The organism is Streptomyces sp. NPDC050287 (assembly GCF_044459385.1).
In the GTDB taxonomy this organism is placed as follows: Bacteria; Actinomycetota; Actinomycetes; order Streptomycetales; family Streptomycetaceae; genus Streptomyces.
Genome location: NZ_JBITIY010000016.1, coordinates 40,510 through 54,307, shown reverse-complemented (window position 1 = coordinate 54,307; position 13,798 = coordinate 40,510). Strand labels below are relative to the sequence as shown.

Genomic DNA, 13,798 nt, shown 5'->3' with positions numbered 1-13,798 from the left:
AGAACGAGAACAGGTTGCAGGAGGCGCCGGAGCACTTCAAGAGTTTTCTGACAGTCAGTCAGATTTCTTCGGTGCGGACCCTTCACACTTGCGGCGCCCTTTGCTCTGATGACCGCGAACCGTGGCGGAGCCAGGGCCCCTGTCCGAGGTCAGGAGGAGCGGTGGAGTACAACATTGCCGACCTGTTCGAGTCGGTCGTCGACGTGGTCCCGGACCGCGAGGCGCTCGTGTACATCGACCATCCCGGCACGGGCGCGGAGCGCCGTCTGACGTACGCGGAACTGGACGCGGCGGCCAACCGCGTCGGCCATCACCTTCTCGACAGCGGGATGCGCCCTGGCGAGCACGTGGGGCTGCACCTCTACAACGGGGTCGAGTACCTGCAGACCGTGCTCGGCTGCCTGAAGGCACGGATCGTCCCGGTCAACGTCAACTACCGCTACGTGGAAGACGAGTTGGTCTACCTGTACCAGGACGCGGATCTGGCGGGACTGGTCTTCGACGCGGAGTTCACCGACCGGGTGGCGGCCGCCCTGCCCCGCACACGGGCGCTGCGGCACCTGGTGCGGGTCGGGGAGCCGGCGCCGGGGGCGGCGGACGTGACGGCGGTGCCCTTCGCGTCCGCCGAGGCGGCGGGCTCCCCGGAGCGCGGCTTCGGGCCCCGGTCGGGGGACGACCAGTTCATCATCTACACCGGAGGCACCACCGGGATGCCCAAGGGCGTGATGTGGCGCCAGGAGGATCTGTTCTTCTCGGGGCTGGGCGGCGGCGCGCCGACCGGGGAGCCGGTGAAGAAGCCGGAGGAACTGGCCGAGCGGGTCGCGGCCGGCGGTGCGGGAATCACCTTCTTCCCCGCTCCCCCGCTGATGCACGGCACGTCCACACTGACGGCGTTCATCGGCTTCAACTTCGGCCAACGGGTCGTGCTGCACCGCAAGTTCGTTCCCGAGGAGGTGCTGCGGACCATCGAGAAGGAGAAGGTCACCAGCATGTCGCTGGTCGGCGACGCGATGCTGCGCCCGCTGATCGACGCGCTCGAAGGACCCATGAAGGGCACCGACATGTCGTCGATGTTCAGTGTGTCGTCGTCCGGGGCGATCATGTCGGACACCGTGCGCCGGCAGTTCCAGGCGCTCGTGCCGAACGCGATGCTGCTCAACAACTTCGGCTCCTCGGAGTCGGGCTTCAACGGCACGGCGACCGACGACTCCGGACCCGAGCGTGGCTTCCGTATCCGGGTCAACTCCCGTACACAGGTGGTTGATCCGGCCACGTACGAGCCGGTCGCCGTCGGTGAGGTGGGGCGGGTCGCGCAGTGCGGTCATGTGCCGCTCGGCTACTACAACGACCCGCGGAAAACCGCCGAGACCTTCTTCGAGAAGGACGGCCGGCGATGGGTGCTGCTCGGCGACATGGCCACCGTCGACGAGGAGGGTGTGGTCACCGTTCTCGGCCGCGGGTCGCAGTGCATCAACACCGGCGGGGAGAAGGTGTACCCGGAGGAGGTCGAACAGGCCCTCAAGGCTCATCCGGACGTGTACGACGCGCTGGTGGCCGGGGTGCCGGACGCGAAGTGGGGCCACCATGTGGCGGCCGTGGTGCAGTTGCGCTCAGGCGCCGCCCGGCCGTCCCTGGAGGACATCCAGGCGCACTGCCGGTCCCGGCTCGCCGGTTACAAGATCCCGCGTCGGCTGGTGATCGCGGAGGCGCTCCGGCGGTCACCCAGCGGCAAGGCGGACTACCGGTGGGCCCGGGAGGTGGCGTCGGCGGGCGGGTGAGATTCGGTCCCGTTGGCTTGAACCAAAGGTGACGTTCGGACGTACTGATGGTGGCAGGCTGGGCCCTCGGGCCCTGTTCGCCATGCCATCGCACGACCGTACGGAAGGACCCCCGGGTGTCTCTCTTCACTCGCTCTCGTCAACTGCCCGACGCCGAGGGCGAGGCGATCCAGGACGGCGGCAGTACCGCTGTGACGGGCGGGACGAGAGACGAGGAGGCGGCTGAGCAGGCGGGCGAGGACGCCGACACGGTGGAGGGGACGGCCGTGGAGGCCGTTGGGACGGAAGAAGCCGCACCGGCCGAGGACAACGGGGACAAGAGGGCAGGAGCACCGACCGGCGAGGAAAGGGCAGCCGCGCCGGAGCAGTCGGACGACACCGCCGACGAACCGGCCGAAGCGGCGGAAGCGGCCGAAGCGGTGGCCGATGACCGGTCCGGCCCCGGTGAGTCCCCTGGGTCCCCGAAACCCGGCTGGTTCGGATGGCGCCGCCGCTGTCCCGGCGCCGCACGCGGTGTGGCCGTGGGAACGACCGTGCTGGCCGCTGCGGTGGTGCTCGCCGCGCTGGTCATGCCCAACCGGCTCGACCGGATCTCGGCGCTCTCCTTCCTCCGCATGCCGGTCGAGGGGATCGTCCTGGCGTGTCTGCTGCTCGCGCTCCCCGGGAAGCCGCGGCGGATCGCAGCCGTCGTCTCAGGCGTCTTCCTCGGACTGTTCACCGTCCTGAAGTTCCTGGACATGGGCTTCTACCAGTTCCTGGCGCGACCGTTCGACCTCGTCTTCGACTGGATCCTGCTGAACGACGCCGCGGACTTCGTCAAGGATTCGTTCGGCCGCTCGGGCGAGGTGCTCGCGGTAGCCGGGGTGATCGTCCTGCTGATCGCCGTCCTCACCCTGAGCACGCTCGCGGTGGTGCGGCTGACGAACGTCATGGCCCGGCACCGTCAGGCGGCCGTCTACACCACCCTCGTCCTCGGCACCGCGTGGGTCACCTGCTTCACGCTGGGTGTGCAGGTCGGCGGAGTCACGATCGCGACCAAGGGCAACACCGAGTTCCTCGCCAACCGAGTGCAGAACGTGCGCAACGGCCTGGGCGACGCCAAGGTCTTCGAGAAGAAGGCCAGGGTCGACGCCTTCGCCGCCACCCCGCCCGACCAGCTGCTGACCGGTCTGCGCGGCAAGGACGTCCTGTTCACCTTCATCGAGAGCTACGGCCGGGTCGCCCTCGACGACCCGGCGATGGCGCCGGAGATGGACGCGACCCTGAAGGAGGGCACGAGCCGGCTCAAGGCGGCCGGCTTCGAGTCGCGCAGCGGCTGGCTCAGGTCGCCGGTGTCGGGCGCCGGCAGCTGGCTCGCCCACTCGACGTTCCTGTCCGGCCTGTGGGTCAAGAACCAGCAGCGGTACCGGAGCCTGACCACCGGCGACCGCGCGACCCTCACCAGCTACTTCCAGAAGACCGGTGCCTGGCGCACGGTCGGCATCGTCCCCGGGGTGCGCAAGGCCTGGCCCGAGGGCAAGTACTTCGGTCTGGACCACATCTACGACTCCACACACCTCGGCTACCAGGGCCCGTACTTCAGCTGGACGCCCGTGCCGGACCAGTTCAGCCTGGAGTCCTTCGAACGCCTGGAGCACGGCAAGAAGGACCGCGACCCGATCATGGCGGAGATCATCCTCGCCTCCAGCCACAACCCGTGGTCCCCCATCGCCCGCGTGATCGACTGGGACAAGCTCGGTGACGGCTCCGTCTTTGACGAGATCAAGAAGGAGGGCACGGACCCCAAGGAGGTCTGGAAGAACCCGGAGAGCGTGCGCAGGGAGTACCGGCGCGCCGTCCAGTACTCCCTGGACAGCCTGACCCAGTGGGTCCAGCGCTACGGCGACAAGAACACGGTCCTGGTCTTCCTCGGCGACCATCAGCCCGTTCCGACCGTCACCAAGGGCGACACCGGCAAGGACGTGCCGATCACCATCGTCGCCCACGATCAGAAGGTGCTGGACCGGATCTCCGACTGGGGCTGGACGGACGGCCTGAAGCCCGCGAAGAACGCGCCGGAGTGGGGCATGGACACCTTCCGCGACCGCTTCCTGACCGCGTACGCCAAGTGAGGCCTCACGCCGCCAGAAAGTCCCGCACGACGGCCAGGAACTCCTCCGGCCGGGCCTCGTGCACCAGATGCCCGGCGTCGATCGTCACCACGCGCGCGTCGGGCAGGCACCCGGCGAACGCGGCGATCTGATCCTGCGGAACGGGACTGGTGACTCCACCCCCGATCAGCAGTGTGGGCATGGTGATCCGCCCCATGTGCTCCCACCACACAGGATCGGGGGCGTTGCGCAGTTCGTCGGTGGCGCGCACCATGGCCCAGTCGAAGGCCAGGTCTCCGACAGGGCGTTCGGTGGGCGCCCGCGGCGGATCGAGCGGGATCGGTGCGGGAACGTCCTCCAGGACGAGGCGGCGTACGACCTCGGGAGCGCTCTGCGCGAGCAGATACCCGACGATCCCGCCCAGCGAGTGCCCGACGACATCCACCCGGTCGAGGGCGAGCGCCCCGAGGAACGCGAGGACGTCGTCGCGCATCGCCTCGTAGCCATACGTCTCCGGGCCGGCCCCCGGCTCGCTGCCGGGCCAGTCGCTGCGCCCGTGTCCGCGCAGGTCGGGCGCGTACACCCGACGCGCTCCCGGCCCCGTGGCCAGCCGCTCGGCGATCGGCGACCAGTCCGTGCCGTCGGCAGCGCGACAGTGCAGCAGGAGCACGGGCGGGGCGTCCTCGGAGCCCCAGCGGCGGTAGGCGAGCGTGATGCCGTTCGCCTTGACGGTACGAGGGTCGGTGTCCATACCGGTGACCGTATCCGTGGTACCGAAGCCCTCCGTTCTTCCTCTGCCGAGAGCAGAACCGGCAGCCCCCCCTCTCCGTCGAGAATGTACGGACCGTTCCCTTGCCTGGGGCAGGGTCCTTTGGATTACTGATCTACAGCATCACGACCGAATGATCGGTCGCCCGGATTGTTGTGGTGGGTGAGAGGGAGAGGGTCGGCATGGCGGACGCGACGAACCTGCTCGACCCGGGGGAACGGCTCGGGCCGGACGCGCTGCGGGAGCTGCAGCTGGAGCGGTTGCGGAACTCGCTGCGGCACGCGTACGAGCACGTGCCCTTCTACCGGGAGTCCTTCGACAAGGCCGGGGTCCGCCCGGAAGACTGCCGCTCCCTCGCCGATCTGGGCCGGTTCCCCTTCACCACCAAGGCGGATCTGAGGGAGAACTATCCGTACGGAATGTTCGCCGTGCCCCAGGACCGTGTCCGCCGCGTCCACGCGTCCAGCGGCACCACCGGACGCCCCACCGTGGTCGGTTACACCGACCACGACCTCTCCCTGTGGTCCGACATGGTGGCGCGCTCGATCCGCGCGGCGGGCGGACGGGCGGGAGACACGGTGCATGTGGCGTACGGCTACGGGCTGTTCACGGGCGGACTCGGCGCACACTACGGGGCCGAGCGGCTCGGCTGTACGGTCATCCCCGCGTCCGGCGGTATGACCGCCCGCCAGGTCCAGCTGATCCGGGATCTCCGCCCCGGGATCATCATGGTGACGCCGTCGTACATGCTGACGATCCTCGACGAGTTCGAACGGCAGGGCGTCGATCCGCGGGGCACCTCGCTGCGGGTGGGGATCTTCGGCGCCGAGCCCTGGACGGAGCGGATGCGGAGCGAGATCGAGGAGCGGTTCGCGATCGACGCCGTGGACATATACGGGCTGTCGGAGGTGATCGGCCCCGGGGTCGCGCAGGAGTGCGTGGAGACCAAGGACGGGCTGCACATCTGGGAGGACCACTTCTTCCCCGAGGTCGTCGACCCGATCACCGGCGAGGTGCTGCCCGAAGGGCAACGGGGCGAACTGGTCTTCACCTCGCTCACCAAGGAGGCGATGCCGGTCGTCCGGTACCGGACCCGGGATCTGACCCGGCTGCTGCCGGGCACCGCCCGGGTGTTCCGCCGGATGGAGAAGGTCACCGGCCGCAGCGACGACATGGTGATCCTGCGCGGCGTGAACCTCTTCCCCACCCAGATCGAGGAGATCGTGCTGCGCACGCCGGGTGTCGCACCCCACTTCCAGCTCCGGCTCACCCGCGAGGGCCGCCTCGACACCCTCACCGTACGGGCGGAGGCCCGCCCCGACGCGACACGGGAGGACCGGGAGACGGCAGCGCGGACCATCACGGCGGCCGTGAAGGACGGCATCGGCGTCTCGGTGGCCGTAGAGATCGTCGATCCGGAGTCACTGGAGCGGTCGCTGGGCAAGATCAGGCGGATCGTGGATCTGCGCCCGCACTAGTCACTCCGGCACCGGTCACTCACTGAACCGGTCCCTGAGTTCCCTCTTGAGGATCTTCCCGCTCGCGTTGCGCGGCAGCTCGTCCACGAACACGATCCGCTTCGGAGCCTTGAAGTGGGCGAGTTTGTCGCGGGCGTGTGCGAGGAGGTCCTCCTCGGTGACCTCGCCGCGCGGGACGACGACCGCCGTGACCGCCTCGATCCAGCGGTCGTCGGGCAGGCCGATCACGGCGACCTCTGCGACCGACTCGTGGGTGTACAGGGCGTCCTCGACCTGGCGCGAGGCGACCAGTACGCCCCCGGAGTTGATGACGTCCTTCACCCGGTCGACGATGGTGAAGTAGCCGTGGGCGTCGCGCACCGCGAGGTCGCCGGAGTGGAACCAGCCGTCGCGGAAGGCCTCGGCGGTCTCCTCGGGCTTGTCCCAGTACCCCTCGCACAACTGCGGGGAGCGGTAGACGATTTCGCCGGGCGTGCCGTCGGGCACGTCCTTGCCGTCCTCGTCGACCACGCGGGCGTCCACGAAGAGGACGGGCCGGCCGCAGGAGTCCATGCGCCCCTTGTGCTCGTCGGGCGCGAGGACGGTGGCGAGCGGACCGATCTCGCTCTGGCCGAAGCAGTTGTAGAAGGCCAGCTTCGGCAGCCGTTCCCGCAGGCGTTCCAGGACGGGCACCGGCATGATCGACGCCCCGTAGTACGCCTTGCGCAGTCCGCTCAGGTCACGGGACGGGAAATCCGCGCGGTTCGTCAGCGCGATCCACACCGTGGGAGGTGCGAACAGGCTGTCCGCGCGGCCGGCCTCGATCAGGTCGAAGAGCTGGTCGCCGTCGGGGGCGCCGAGGATGATGTTCGTGGCGCCGACCGCGAGGTACGGCAGCAGGAACACGTGCATCTGCGCCGAGTGGTAGAGCGGGAGCGAGTGCACCGGGCGGTCGCCCGCGCTGAGGTCGAGGGCTGTGATCGCGCTCAGATACTCGTGCACCAGGGCGCGGTGGGTCATCATCGCGCCCTTCGGGAGGGCTGTCGTCCCGGAGGTGTACAGCAGCTGGACCAGGTCCTCGCCACGCGGCTCGGGACCGTCGTACGCGGGTGTCGAGGCCAGGCCTGCCAGCAGGGAGTCATCGGCGTCGCGCAGGGGCAACGTACGGAGACCGTCCGGCAGTCGACCGGCGAGGTCCGGGTCCGTGAGGACCAGGGAGCTGCCGGACTGGCCGGCGATGTACGCGAGGTCGTCGCCGGTCAGGTTCTGGTTGACCGGCACGTGCACCAGGCCCGCTCGGGCGCAGGCGAGGAAGGCGATCAGGTAGGCGTCCGAGTTGTGGCCGTACGCGCCGACCCGGTCGCCGGGGGCGAGCCCCTGCTCGAGGAGCAGACTCGCCGCGCGGGAGACGGCCTCGTCGAGTTCCTCGTACGTCCAGGCGCGGTCGGCGTACTCCACCGCCACTCGCGCCGGGGTGCGCCGGGCGCTGCGGCGCAGCACCCCGTCGACCGTGCTGCCGTGTCCTGGCGTCATGACACATGATCCTCGGTCCGGCACGGAGGCAGGTCAAGCGGTTGCCCGGGTTTCACCATGCCCGGACACGGTCCTCGCGGACACCGCCACAGAACGGCGGACGCTGAACCGGGGGCCCCGAACCACCGGCAGCCGGCTTCGCACCCGGCCCGCGACTCACGGTTGTCGGCTCACGTCTGCCGGCTGGCGGCTGGCGGCTGGCGGCTGGCGGCTGACGGCTGGCGGCTGACGGCTCGCGTCTGCCGGCTGACGGCTCGCATCTGCCGGCTGACGGCTCGCATCTGCCGGCTGTCGGCTCCCGGCTCCCGGCTCCCGGGGCACCGGTGACGACTGTGACGAGGCGGTGCCGTCATCCATGTGGTGGGGCCACACCCTTGGCTAGGCAGGGAGGTGGCCGAGCTTGTCCGGGTTGAGTACCGCGTAGATGCCTCCGATACGGCCGTCCCGGACGTCGATCGTGACGACCTGCTCGACGCCGTCGACCGCCAGGGCCGCCGCCGGCCGGCCGTTGACGTCCACACGGCGGGGCGTGCCGAGGGGGTAGCGGGTGACCAGGCCCGCGACGAACGGGATGACCTGGTCGCGGCCCTCGATCGGCCACAGGACCGTCCTGACCTTCCCGCCGCCGTCGTTCCAGGCGACCACGTCATCGGTCAGGAGTTCGATGAGGACGGCCATGTCGCCACTCTGCGCGGCCTCCAGGAACCGCGTCAGCAGTTTGGCGTGCTCATCCTCCGAAAGCGTGAACCGGTTGCGTCCGGCGGCCAGTCGGCGGACGGTCCGCAGATGCATCTGACGGCAGCTCGTCTCGGTGGTGTCGAGAATGCGGGCGAGCTCGCCGTACGACACCTCGAATGCCTCACGGAGGACGAAGACGGCCCGTTCGGGGGGTGACAGACGCTCCATCAGGTGGACGGTGGCATAGGCGATGGTGTCCCGCAGTTCGGCCGTGTCCAGCGGGCCGAGCCGGTCGGTGGCCACGGGTTCGGGCAGCCAGGGGCCGGTGTACGCCGCCCGGGCCGTCCGGGCCGAACTGAGCCGGTCGAGGGCGAGCCGGGTGACGACGGTGACGAGGTGGACCCGGCCTTCACGGATCCCGGCGTGGTCGGTGCCGGTCCACCGCAGGCAGGCGTCCTGGACGACGTCCTCGGCGTCCCACATGCTGCCGAGCAGCCGGTAGGCGAGCCCGAGCAGCGGGGGACGGTAGGTCTCGAACTGCTCGGTCGCCGATTCCGGGGTTTCCAATTCCCGTGTCCTTCCCAGTCGTTCGCTGTGCGGAGCGGTGGTGCGCGGAAGCCGCGTCCGGTGCGCGGTGGCCGCACCAGTCAACTCCGCTCCGCACCCGTCGCGCCACCCGGCGTGACAGGGACGCCAGTTCAGGGTAAGGACAGTGTGCGGTCGGGCGAGGCCCGCACCGCGACACACCTCGCATGGGCCGTCACGCCGGTCACACGGGCCGGGTGCGGCCCTCCCAGTACGGGTCCCGCAGCCGCCGCTTGTACAGCTTGCCGTTGGGGTCGCGGGGCATCTCGGCGATGAAGTCGACGCTCTTCGGCCTTTTGTACCCGGCGAGTTGCTCGGCGCAGTGGTCGAGGAGGGCGGCGGCGAGGGCGGGGCCGGGCTCGTGTCCGGGGGCCGGTTCGACGACCGCCTTGACCTCCTCGCCCCAGTCGTCGTGCGGGATGCCGAAGGCGGCGGCGTCGGCGACGGCGGGGTGGGCGAGCAGGGCGGACTCGATCTCCGCCGGGTAGATGTTGACCCCGCCGGAAATGATCATGTCGATCTTGCGGTCGCGGAGGAAGAGGTAGCCGTCCTCGTCGAGGTAGCCGAGGTCGCCGACGGTGAAGAAGTCGCCGATGCGGTTGTTCCGCGTCTTGGCCTCGTCCTTGTGGTACGAGAAGCCGCCGGTGTTCATCTTCAGGTAGACGGTGCCCAGTTCGCCCGGCGGGAGCCGGTTGCCGTCGTCGTCGAAGACGGCGAGTTCGCTGATGGGCCAGGCCTTGCCGACCGTGCCGGGTTTCTTCAGCCAGTCCTCGGCGGTCGCGAAGGCCCCGCCGCCCTCACTGGCCGCGTAGTACTCCTCCACGCACTCGCCCCACCAGTCGATCATGGCCCGTTTGACGTGGTCGGGGCAGGGGGCTGCGCCGTGGATGGCGTGGCGCATGGAGGACACGTCGTAGCGGGCCTTGACGTCGTCGGGGAGGGCCAGCAGACGGTGGAACTGGGTCGGGACCATGTGGGTGTGCGTGCACTTGTGGGTGTCGATGAGGCGGAGCATCTCCTCGGGCGTCCACTTGTCCATCAGGACCAGGCGGTGGCCGATGTGCAGGGACGCACCCGCGAACTGGAGGACGGCGGTGTGGTAGAGCGGCGAGCAGACGAGGTGCACGTTGCCGTCGAACGGGCGGATGCCGAAGATCCCCAGGAAGCCGCCGAGGTAGGCCTCCTCGGGCGGCTTGCCGGGCAGCGGGCGCCGGATGCCGCGCGGGCGGCCGGTGGTGCCCGAGGTGTAGTTCATGACCCAGCCCAGTGTGCGGTCGGCGGGCGGTGACTCCGGCTGCCCGTCGAGGAGTTCGGCGTACGGCCTGAAGCCCTCGACCGTTCCGACCGCGTACCGGTGGGTGGCGGGAAGGCCGGCCACGTCGGCGGCGTGCCGGGCGGCGCCGGCGAAGCGTTCGTGGGCGAGGAGCACCTTGGCGCCGGAGTCCGCGACGATCCAGGCGATCTCGGGGCCGACCAGGTGGTGGTTGACCGGGACGAGGTAGAAGCCGGCCTGGCTGGCGGCGAGGTACGCGGCGAAGAACTCCGGCCCGTTGGGCAGGACGACCGCGAAGGCGTCGCCGCGTTCCAGTCCGGCCGCGCGCAGCCCGTGCACGAGACGGTTGGCGGCGGCGTGCAGGCGTCCGGCGGTCCACTGGGACCCGTCGGGGGCGACCATGACCATCCGGTCCGGATCGTGGGTCGCCTGGGCCCAGAAGCCCGCGGGAGGTGTACCGGTCACTGGCCGCTCCTTCCGGCGATGCGGTTGATGCGGTCCACGGCCCGCTCGAAGCCTCGGGTGAGGTCGTCGAAGACGGCCTGGACGCTGCGTTCGCTGGTCATCCGGCCGACGATCTGGCCGACGGGGGTGCCCAGCAGCGGTTCGACCTCGTACTTCTGGATGCGCGAGACTGCCTCGGCGACCAGCAGCCCCTGCAGGGGCATCGGGAGGGTGCCGGGACCGTCGGGGTCGTCCCAGGCGTCGGTCCACTCGGTGCGCAGCTGACGGGCCGGTTTCCCGGTGAGGGCGCGGGAGCGGACGGTGTCGCCGGAACCGGCGGCGAGCAGTTTGCGGGTCAGGGCGGGTGAGTGCATGTCGGCTTCCGTGGTGGTCAGCCACAGGGAGCCCAGCCACACACCCTGGGCGCCCAGTGCCAGTGCCGCCGCCACCTGCTGACCGCTTCCGATTCCCCCGGCCGCCAGTACGGGCAGCGGGTCGACGGCCTCGACGACCTCGGGCGTGAGCACCATGGAGGCGATCTCGCCGGTGTGGCCGCCGGCCTCGTACCCCTGGGCGACCACGATGTCGATGCCCGCCTCCTGGTGCTTGCGGGCGTGCCGGGCGCTGCCGGCGAGCGCGGCGACGAGCACGTCCTGGTCGTGGGCGCGGGCCACCACGTCGGCGGGCGGGGAGCCGAGGGCGTTGGCGAGCAGCCGTATCGGATAGTCGAAGGCGACATCGAGCTGGGTGCGGGCGACCTGCTCCATCCAGCCGGTGATGCGCCAGCCGGAAGCCTCGCCCTCGGCGAGTTCGGGCACGCCGTGCTTGGCGAGGGTGTCCTGGACGAACTGCCGGTGGGTCTCGGGGATCATCGCCTCGACATCGGCCTCGGTGACTCCTTCCACCTTCTTCGCGGGCATGACGACGTCGAGGCCGTACGGCTTCCCCTCGACATGTGCCTCGATCCAGTCGAGGTCGCGTTTGAGGTCGTCCGGTGCGGTGTAGCGGACCGCGCCGAGCACTCCGAAGCCGCCGGCCCGGCTGATGGCCGCGGCGACGGCGGGGAACGGCGTGAAGCCGAAGACGGCGTGCTCGACTCCCAGGGTCTTGCTCAGCTCCGTCTGCATGGGCGCAGGATGCCGCAGTCCTCCGGACGACGGAAGAGGTTTTCTGATGCTCCGTCAGATTTCTCTTTGGCCGCACGCCCCGTTGACAGGCCGCACCCCTGACGCAAAAGTTTCACCGCGCACAGCGATCCGGGAAAGATACTTTCAGCCGGTGTGGTGGGAGGCCTCGATGAGTACCGGCTGTACGTCGGCCGCGGCGCGTACGTCGACGGGCTGCGCGTGGAGACGGCGGACGGCGTCCTGTTCGACGAGGCACGTCCGGCGGACGGGGCGCGCATCGAGGCGCGAGGCTGGACCGTCTCCGCGGACTGACGGCTCAGCCGGGAACGTCCATGCGTTGCGTCCCGACGACCGACAGCAGCCGGAACGCCTCCTCGGACGGCGAGCCCGGTTCGACGGTGTAGATGATCACGCGCTGGTCGCGGTCGGTGATGTCCAGGACGTCGCAGTTGACGGTGACGGGGCCGACGACGCGGTGGTGGAAGGTCTTGCAGAGGGTGGGGCGCGTGGCCACCTCGTGGGCGGCCCACAGCCGCGCGAACTCCTCGCTGCCGGCGAGGAGTTCCTCCACCAGACCGGTCATTTCCGGGTCGTCGGGGTAGCGGGCCGCGGCGGCGCGCAGGTGCTGGGTCGCGGTCCGGGCGAACTCGTCGGCGTCCGACACGCTGTACAGCCACCGGCCACCGCCATGCGGCTCCAGGAACCTCCGCCTCAGGAGGTTGCGGTCGCGTCGGGGCAGGGCGGAGAAGTCCTCCATGAGCGCGGCCGCCAGGTCGTTCCAGGCGATGACCTCGTACGTCGCCGACAGCACGATCGCCGCGGCCTGCGGAAGCCGGTGCAGCAGGTCGACGATGCTCTGCCGTACCTCGCGGGAGGGGCCGGGCGGCGGGCCCGGCGGCGTACCCGCGAGATGGTGGAGGTGGTCGCGTTCGGCGTCCGACAGGCGCAGGGCGCGGGCGAGCTGGGCCAGCACCTCGCGGGACGGGTGCGGGCCTCGGGCCTGTTCCAGGCGGGTGTAGTACTCGGTGGAGATGTAGGCAAGGTGTGCCACCTCCTCGCGGCGCAGTCCGGGGGTGCGGCGGCGCGGTCCGGCGGGCAGCCCCACGTCGGAGGGGGCGATGCGCTCGCGCCTGGTGCGCAGGAAGTCAGCCAGTTCTCGTCGGTCCACGCTCCCAGTGTGCGGGCCCGCCGAACCGCCAGCCAGGTACCGGTGGTGCCTGGATGAGCACCGCGGCCGGACGCAGGCTCGACGGCATGACCAACGCAACGACCACATCGTCCACGACCACCGGCCTGCTCGCCGGCAAGGTCGCCTTCATCACCGGTGCCGGCCGCGGCATCGGTGCCGCCGCCGCCCGGCTGTTCGCCCGGGAGGGCGCCCGGGTGCTCCTGGCGGCCCGTACCGAGACCCAGCTCAAGGCGGTCACCGAGGAGATCCGGGCCGCGGGCGGCACCGCGGACTACATACCCTGCGACCTTGCCGACCCGGCGAGCGTCCGCGCCGCCGTCGACCGGACCGTGCAGCTGTACGGCCGTCTCGACGTCGCCTTCAACAACGCGGCGACCATCCAGCAGCCCGGCCCGATGGACCAGCTCCCGGAGTCCGACTTCGACCACGTCTACGCGATCAACCTCAAGGGCCCCTGGCTGGCCATGAACGCCGAGATCGCCGCCATCCGGGCCACCGCCGGGACCGGGGCGATCGTCAACACCTCCAGCGTGGGCAGCCTGGGGGGCAACCCGGCGCTGCCCGCGTACGGCGCGGCGAAGCGGGCGCTGAACAGTCTGACGGCCTCGGCGGCGGTGACGTACGGCCCGGAGGGCATCCGCGTCAACGCGATCGCGCCCGGCACGACGCTGACCGAGATGATCGACGAGTGGGAGGCGGTCTCCCCCGGGATCGTCGATCAGCTCAACGCGCAGACGCCGCTCGGACGGGCCGCCGACCCGCACGAGGTCGCCGAGGCCGCCGCCTGGCTCCTGAGCGACCGCGCCTCCTACGTGACCGGCACGGTGCTCAGGGTGGACGGCGGTATGCGGGCCTGACCGGCAGCGTCGGCCGGC

Annotated in this window: 11 protein-coding genes; 5 read left to right on the top strand and 6 right to left on the bottom strand. The window is 70.4% G+C overall.

Going from position 1 to position 13,798, the window contains the following annotated elements:
• Nucleotides 1-161 precede the first annotated feature (161 nt).
• Together ACIBK3_RS39155 and ACIBK3_RS39150 are read left to right on the top strand one after the other, a co-directional pair.
• Nucleotides 162-1,778, top strand: coding sequence for an acyl-CoA synthetase (locus ACIBK3_RS39155; RefSeq protein WP_399372715.1), 1,617 nt, complete (start codon nucleotides 162-164; stop codon nucleotides 1,776-1,778).
• A 116-nt stretch (nucleotides 1,779-1,894) separates the two neighbouring features.
• Complete coding sequence (locus tag ACIBK3_RS39150) at nucleotides 1,895-3,889, top strand: sulfatase (protein WP_399372714.1); 1,995 nt, start codon at nucleotides 1,895-1,897, stop codon at nucleotides 3,887-3,889.
• A gap of 4 nt (nucleotides 3,890-3,893) precedes the next feature.
• On the opposite strand, the gene ACIBK3_RS39145 is transcribed toward ACIBK3_RS39150, so the two are convergent.
• Nucleotides 3,894-4,619, bottom strand: coding sequence for an alpha/beta fold hydrolase (locus ACIBK3_RS39145; RefSeq protein ID WP_399372712.1), 726 nt, complete (start codon nucleotides 4,617-4,619; stop codon nucleotides 3,894-3,896).
• 200 nt (nucleotides 4,620-4,819) lie between these two features.
• Between ACIBK3_RS39145 and paaK the strand changes: the two genes are divergently transcribed.
• Entirely contained in the window at nucleotides 4,820-6,115 is a 1,296-nt protein-coding gene (paaK, locus tag ACIBK3_RS39140) for a phenylacetate--CoA ligase PaaK (RefSeq protein WP_399372710.1), read from the top strand.
• 15 nt (nucleotides 6,116-6,130) lie between these two features.
• On the opposite strand, the gene ACIBK3_RS39135 is transcribed toward paaK, so the two are convergent.
• The 4 genes from ACIBK3_RS39135 to ACIBK3_RS39120 all read right to left on the bottom strand — a co-directional run bounded on the left by ACIBK3_RS39135 (nucleotide 6,131) and on the right by ACIBK3_RS39120 (nucleotide 11,734).
• Nucleotides 6,131-7,627, bottom strand: coding sequence for an acyl-CoA synthetase (locus ACIBK3_RS39135; RefSeq protein ID WP_399372708.1), 1,497 nt, complete (start codon nucleotides 7,625-7,627; stop codon nucleotides 6,131-6,133).
• Between the two features lie 378 nt (nucleotides 7,628-8,005).
• Complete coding sequence (sigJ, locus tag ACIBK3_RS39130) at nucleotides 8,006-8,872, bottom strand: RNA polymerase sigma factor SigJ (protein ID WP_399372707.1); 867 nt, start codon at nucleotides 8,870-8,872, stop codon at nucleotides 8,006-8,008.
• A 202-nt stretch (nucleotides 8,873-9,074) separates the two neighbouring features.
• Nucleotides 9,075-10,628, bottom strand: coding sequence for an acyl-CoA synthetase (locus tag ACIBK3_RS39125; RefSeq protein ID WP_399372706.1), 1,554 nt, complete (start codon nucleotides 10,626-10,628; stop codon nucleotides 9,075-9,077).
• Nucleotides 10,625-11,734, bottom strand: a complete 1,110-nt coding sequence (locus tag ACIBK3_RS39120) for an NAD(P)H-dependent flavin oxidoreductase (RefSeq protein ID WP_399372705.1) — start codon at nucleotides 11,732-11,734, stop codon at nucleotides 10,625-10,627. Before ACIBK3_RS39120 ends, ACIBK3_RS39125 begins: the two co-directional genes overlap by 4 nt.
• 156 nt (nucleotides 11,735-11,890) lie before the next feature.
• Between ACIBK3_RS39120 and ACIBK3_RS39115 the strand changes: the two genes are divergently transcribed.
• Entirely contained in the window at nucleotides 11,891-12,046 is a 156-nt protein-coding gene (locus ACIBK3_RS39115; RefSeq protein ID WP_399372902.1) for a hypothetical protein, read from the top strand.
• A 4-nt stretch (nucleotides 12,047-12,050) separates the two neighbouring features.
• Here ACIBK3_RS39115 and ACIBK3_RS39110 read toward each other — a convergent pair whose 3' ends face one another.
• Complete coding sequence (locus ACIBK3_RS39110) at nucleotides 12,051-12,902, bottom strand: helix-turn-helix transcriptional regulator (RefSeq protein ID WP_399372703.1); 852 nt, start codon at nucleotides 12,900-12,902, stop codon at nucleotides 12,051-12,053.
• Between the two features lie 53 nt (nucleotides 12,903-12,955).
• On the opposite strand from ACIBK3_RS39110, the gene ACIBK3_RS39105 reads away from it, so the two are divergent.
• Nucleotides 12,956-13,780 (top strand): SDR family NAD(P)-dependent oxidoreductase, encoded by an 825-nt coding sequence (locus ACIBK3_RS39105; protein ID WP_399372702.1) that lies wholly within the window; start codon nucleotides 12,956-12,958, stop codon nucleotides 13,778-13,780.
• The last annotated feature ends 18 nt before the right edge of the window (nucleotides 13,781-13,798 follow it).

Coding starts and splice junctions, on each gene's coding strand:
- ACIBK3_RS39145 (WP_399372712.1), bottom strand. CDS start 4,619: ATGGACACCGACCCTCGTACCGTCAAGGCGAACGGCATCACGCTCGCC.
- paaK (WP_399372710.1), top strand. CDS start 4,820: ATGGCGGACGCGACGAACCTGCTCGACCCGGGGGAACGGCTCGGGCCG.
- ACIBK3_RS39135 (WP_399372708.1), bottom strand. CDS start 7,627: ATGACGCCAGGACACGGCAGCACGGTCGACGGGGTGCTGCGCCGCAGC.
- ACIBK3_RS39120 (WP_399372705.1), bottom strand. CDS start 11,734: ATGCAGACGGAGCTGAGCAAGACCCTGGGAGTCGAGCACGCCGTCTTC.
- ACIBK3_RS39105 (WP_399372702.1), top strand. CDS start 12,956: ATGAGCACCGCGGCCGGACGCAGGCTCGACGGCATGACCAACGCAACG.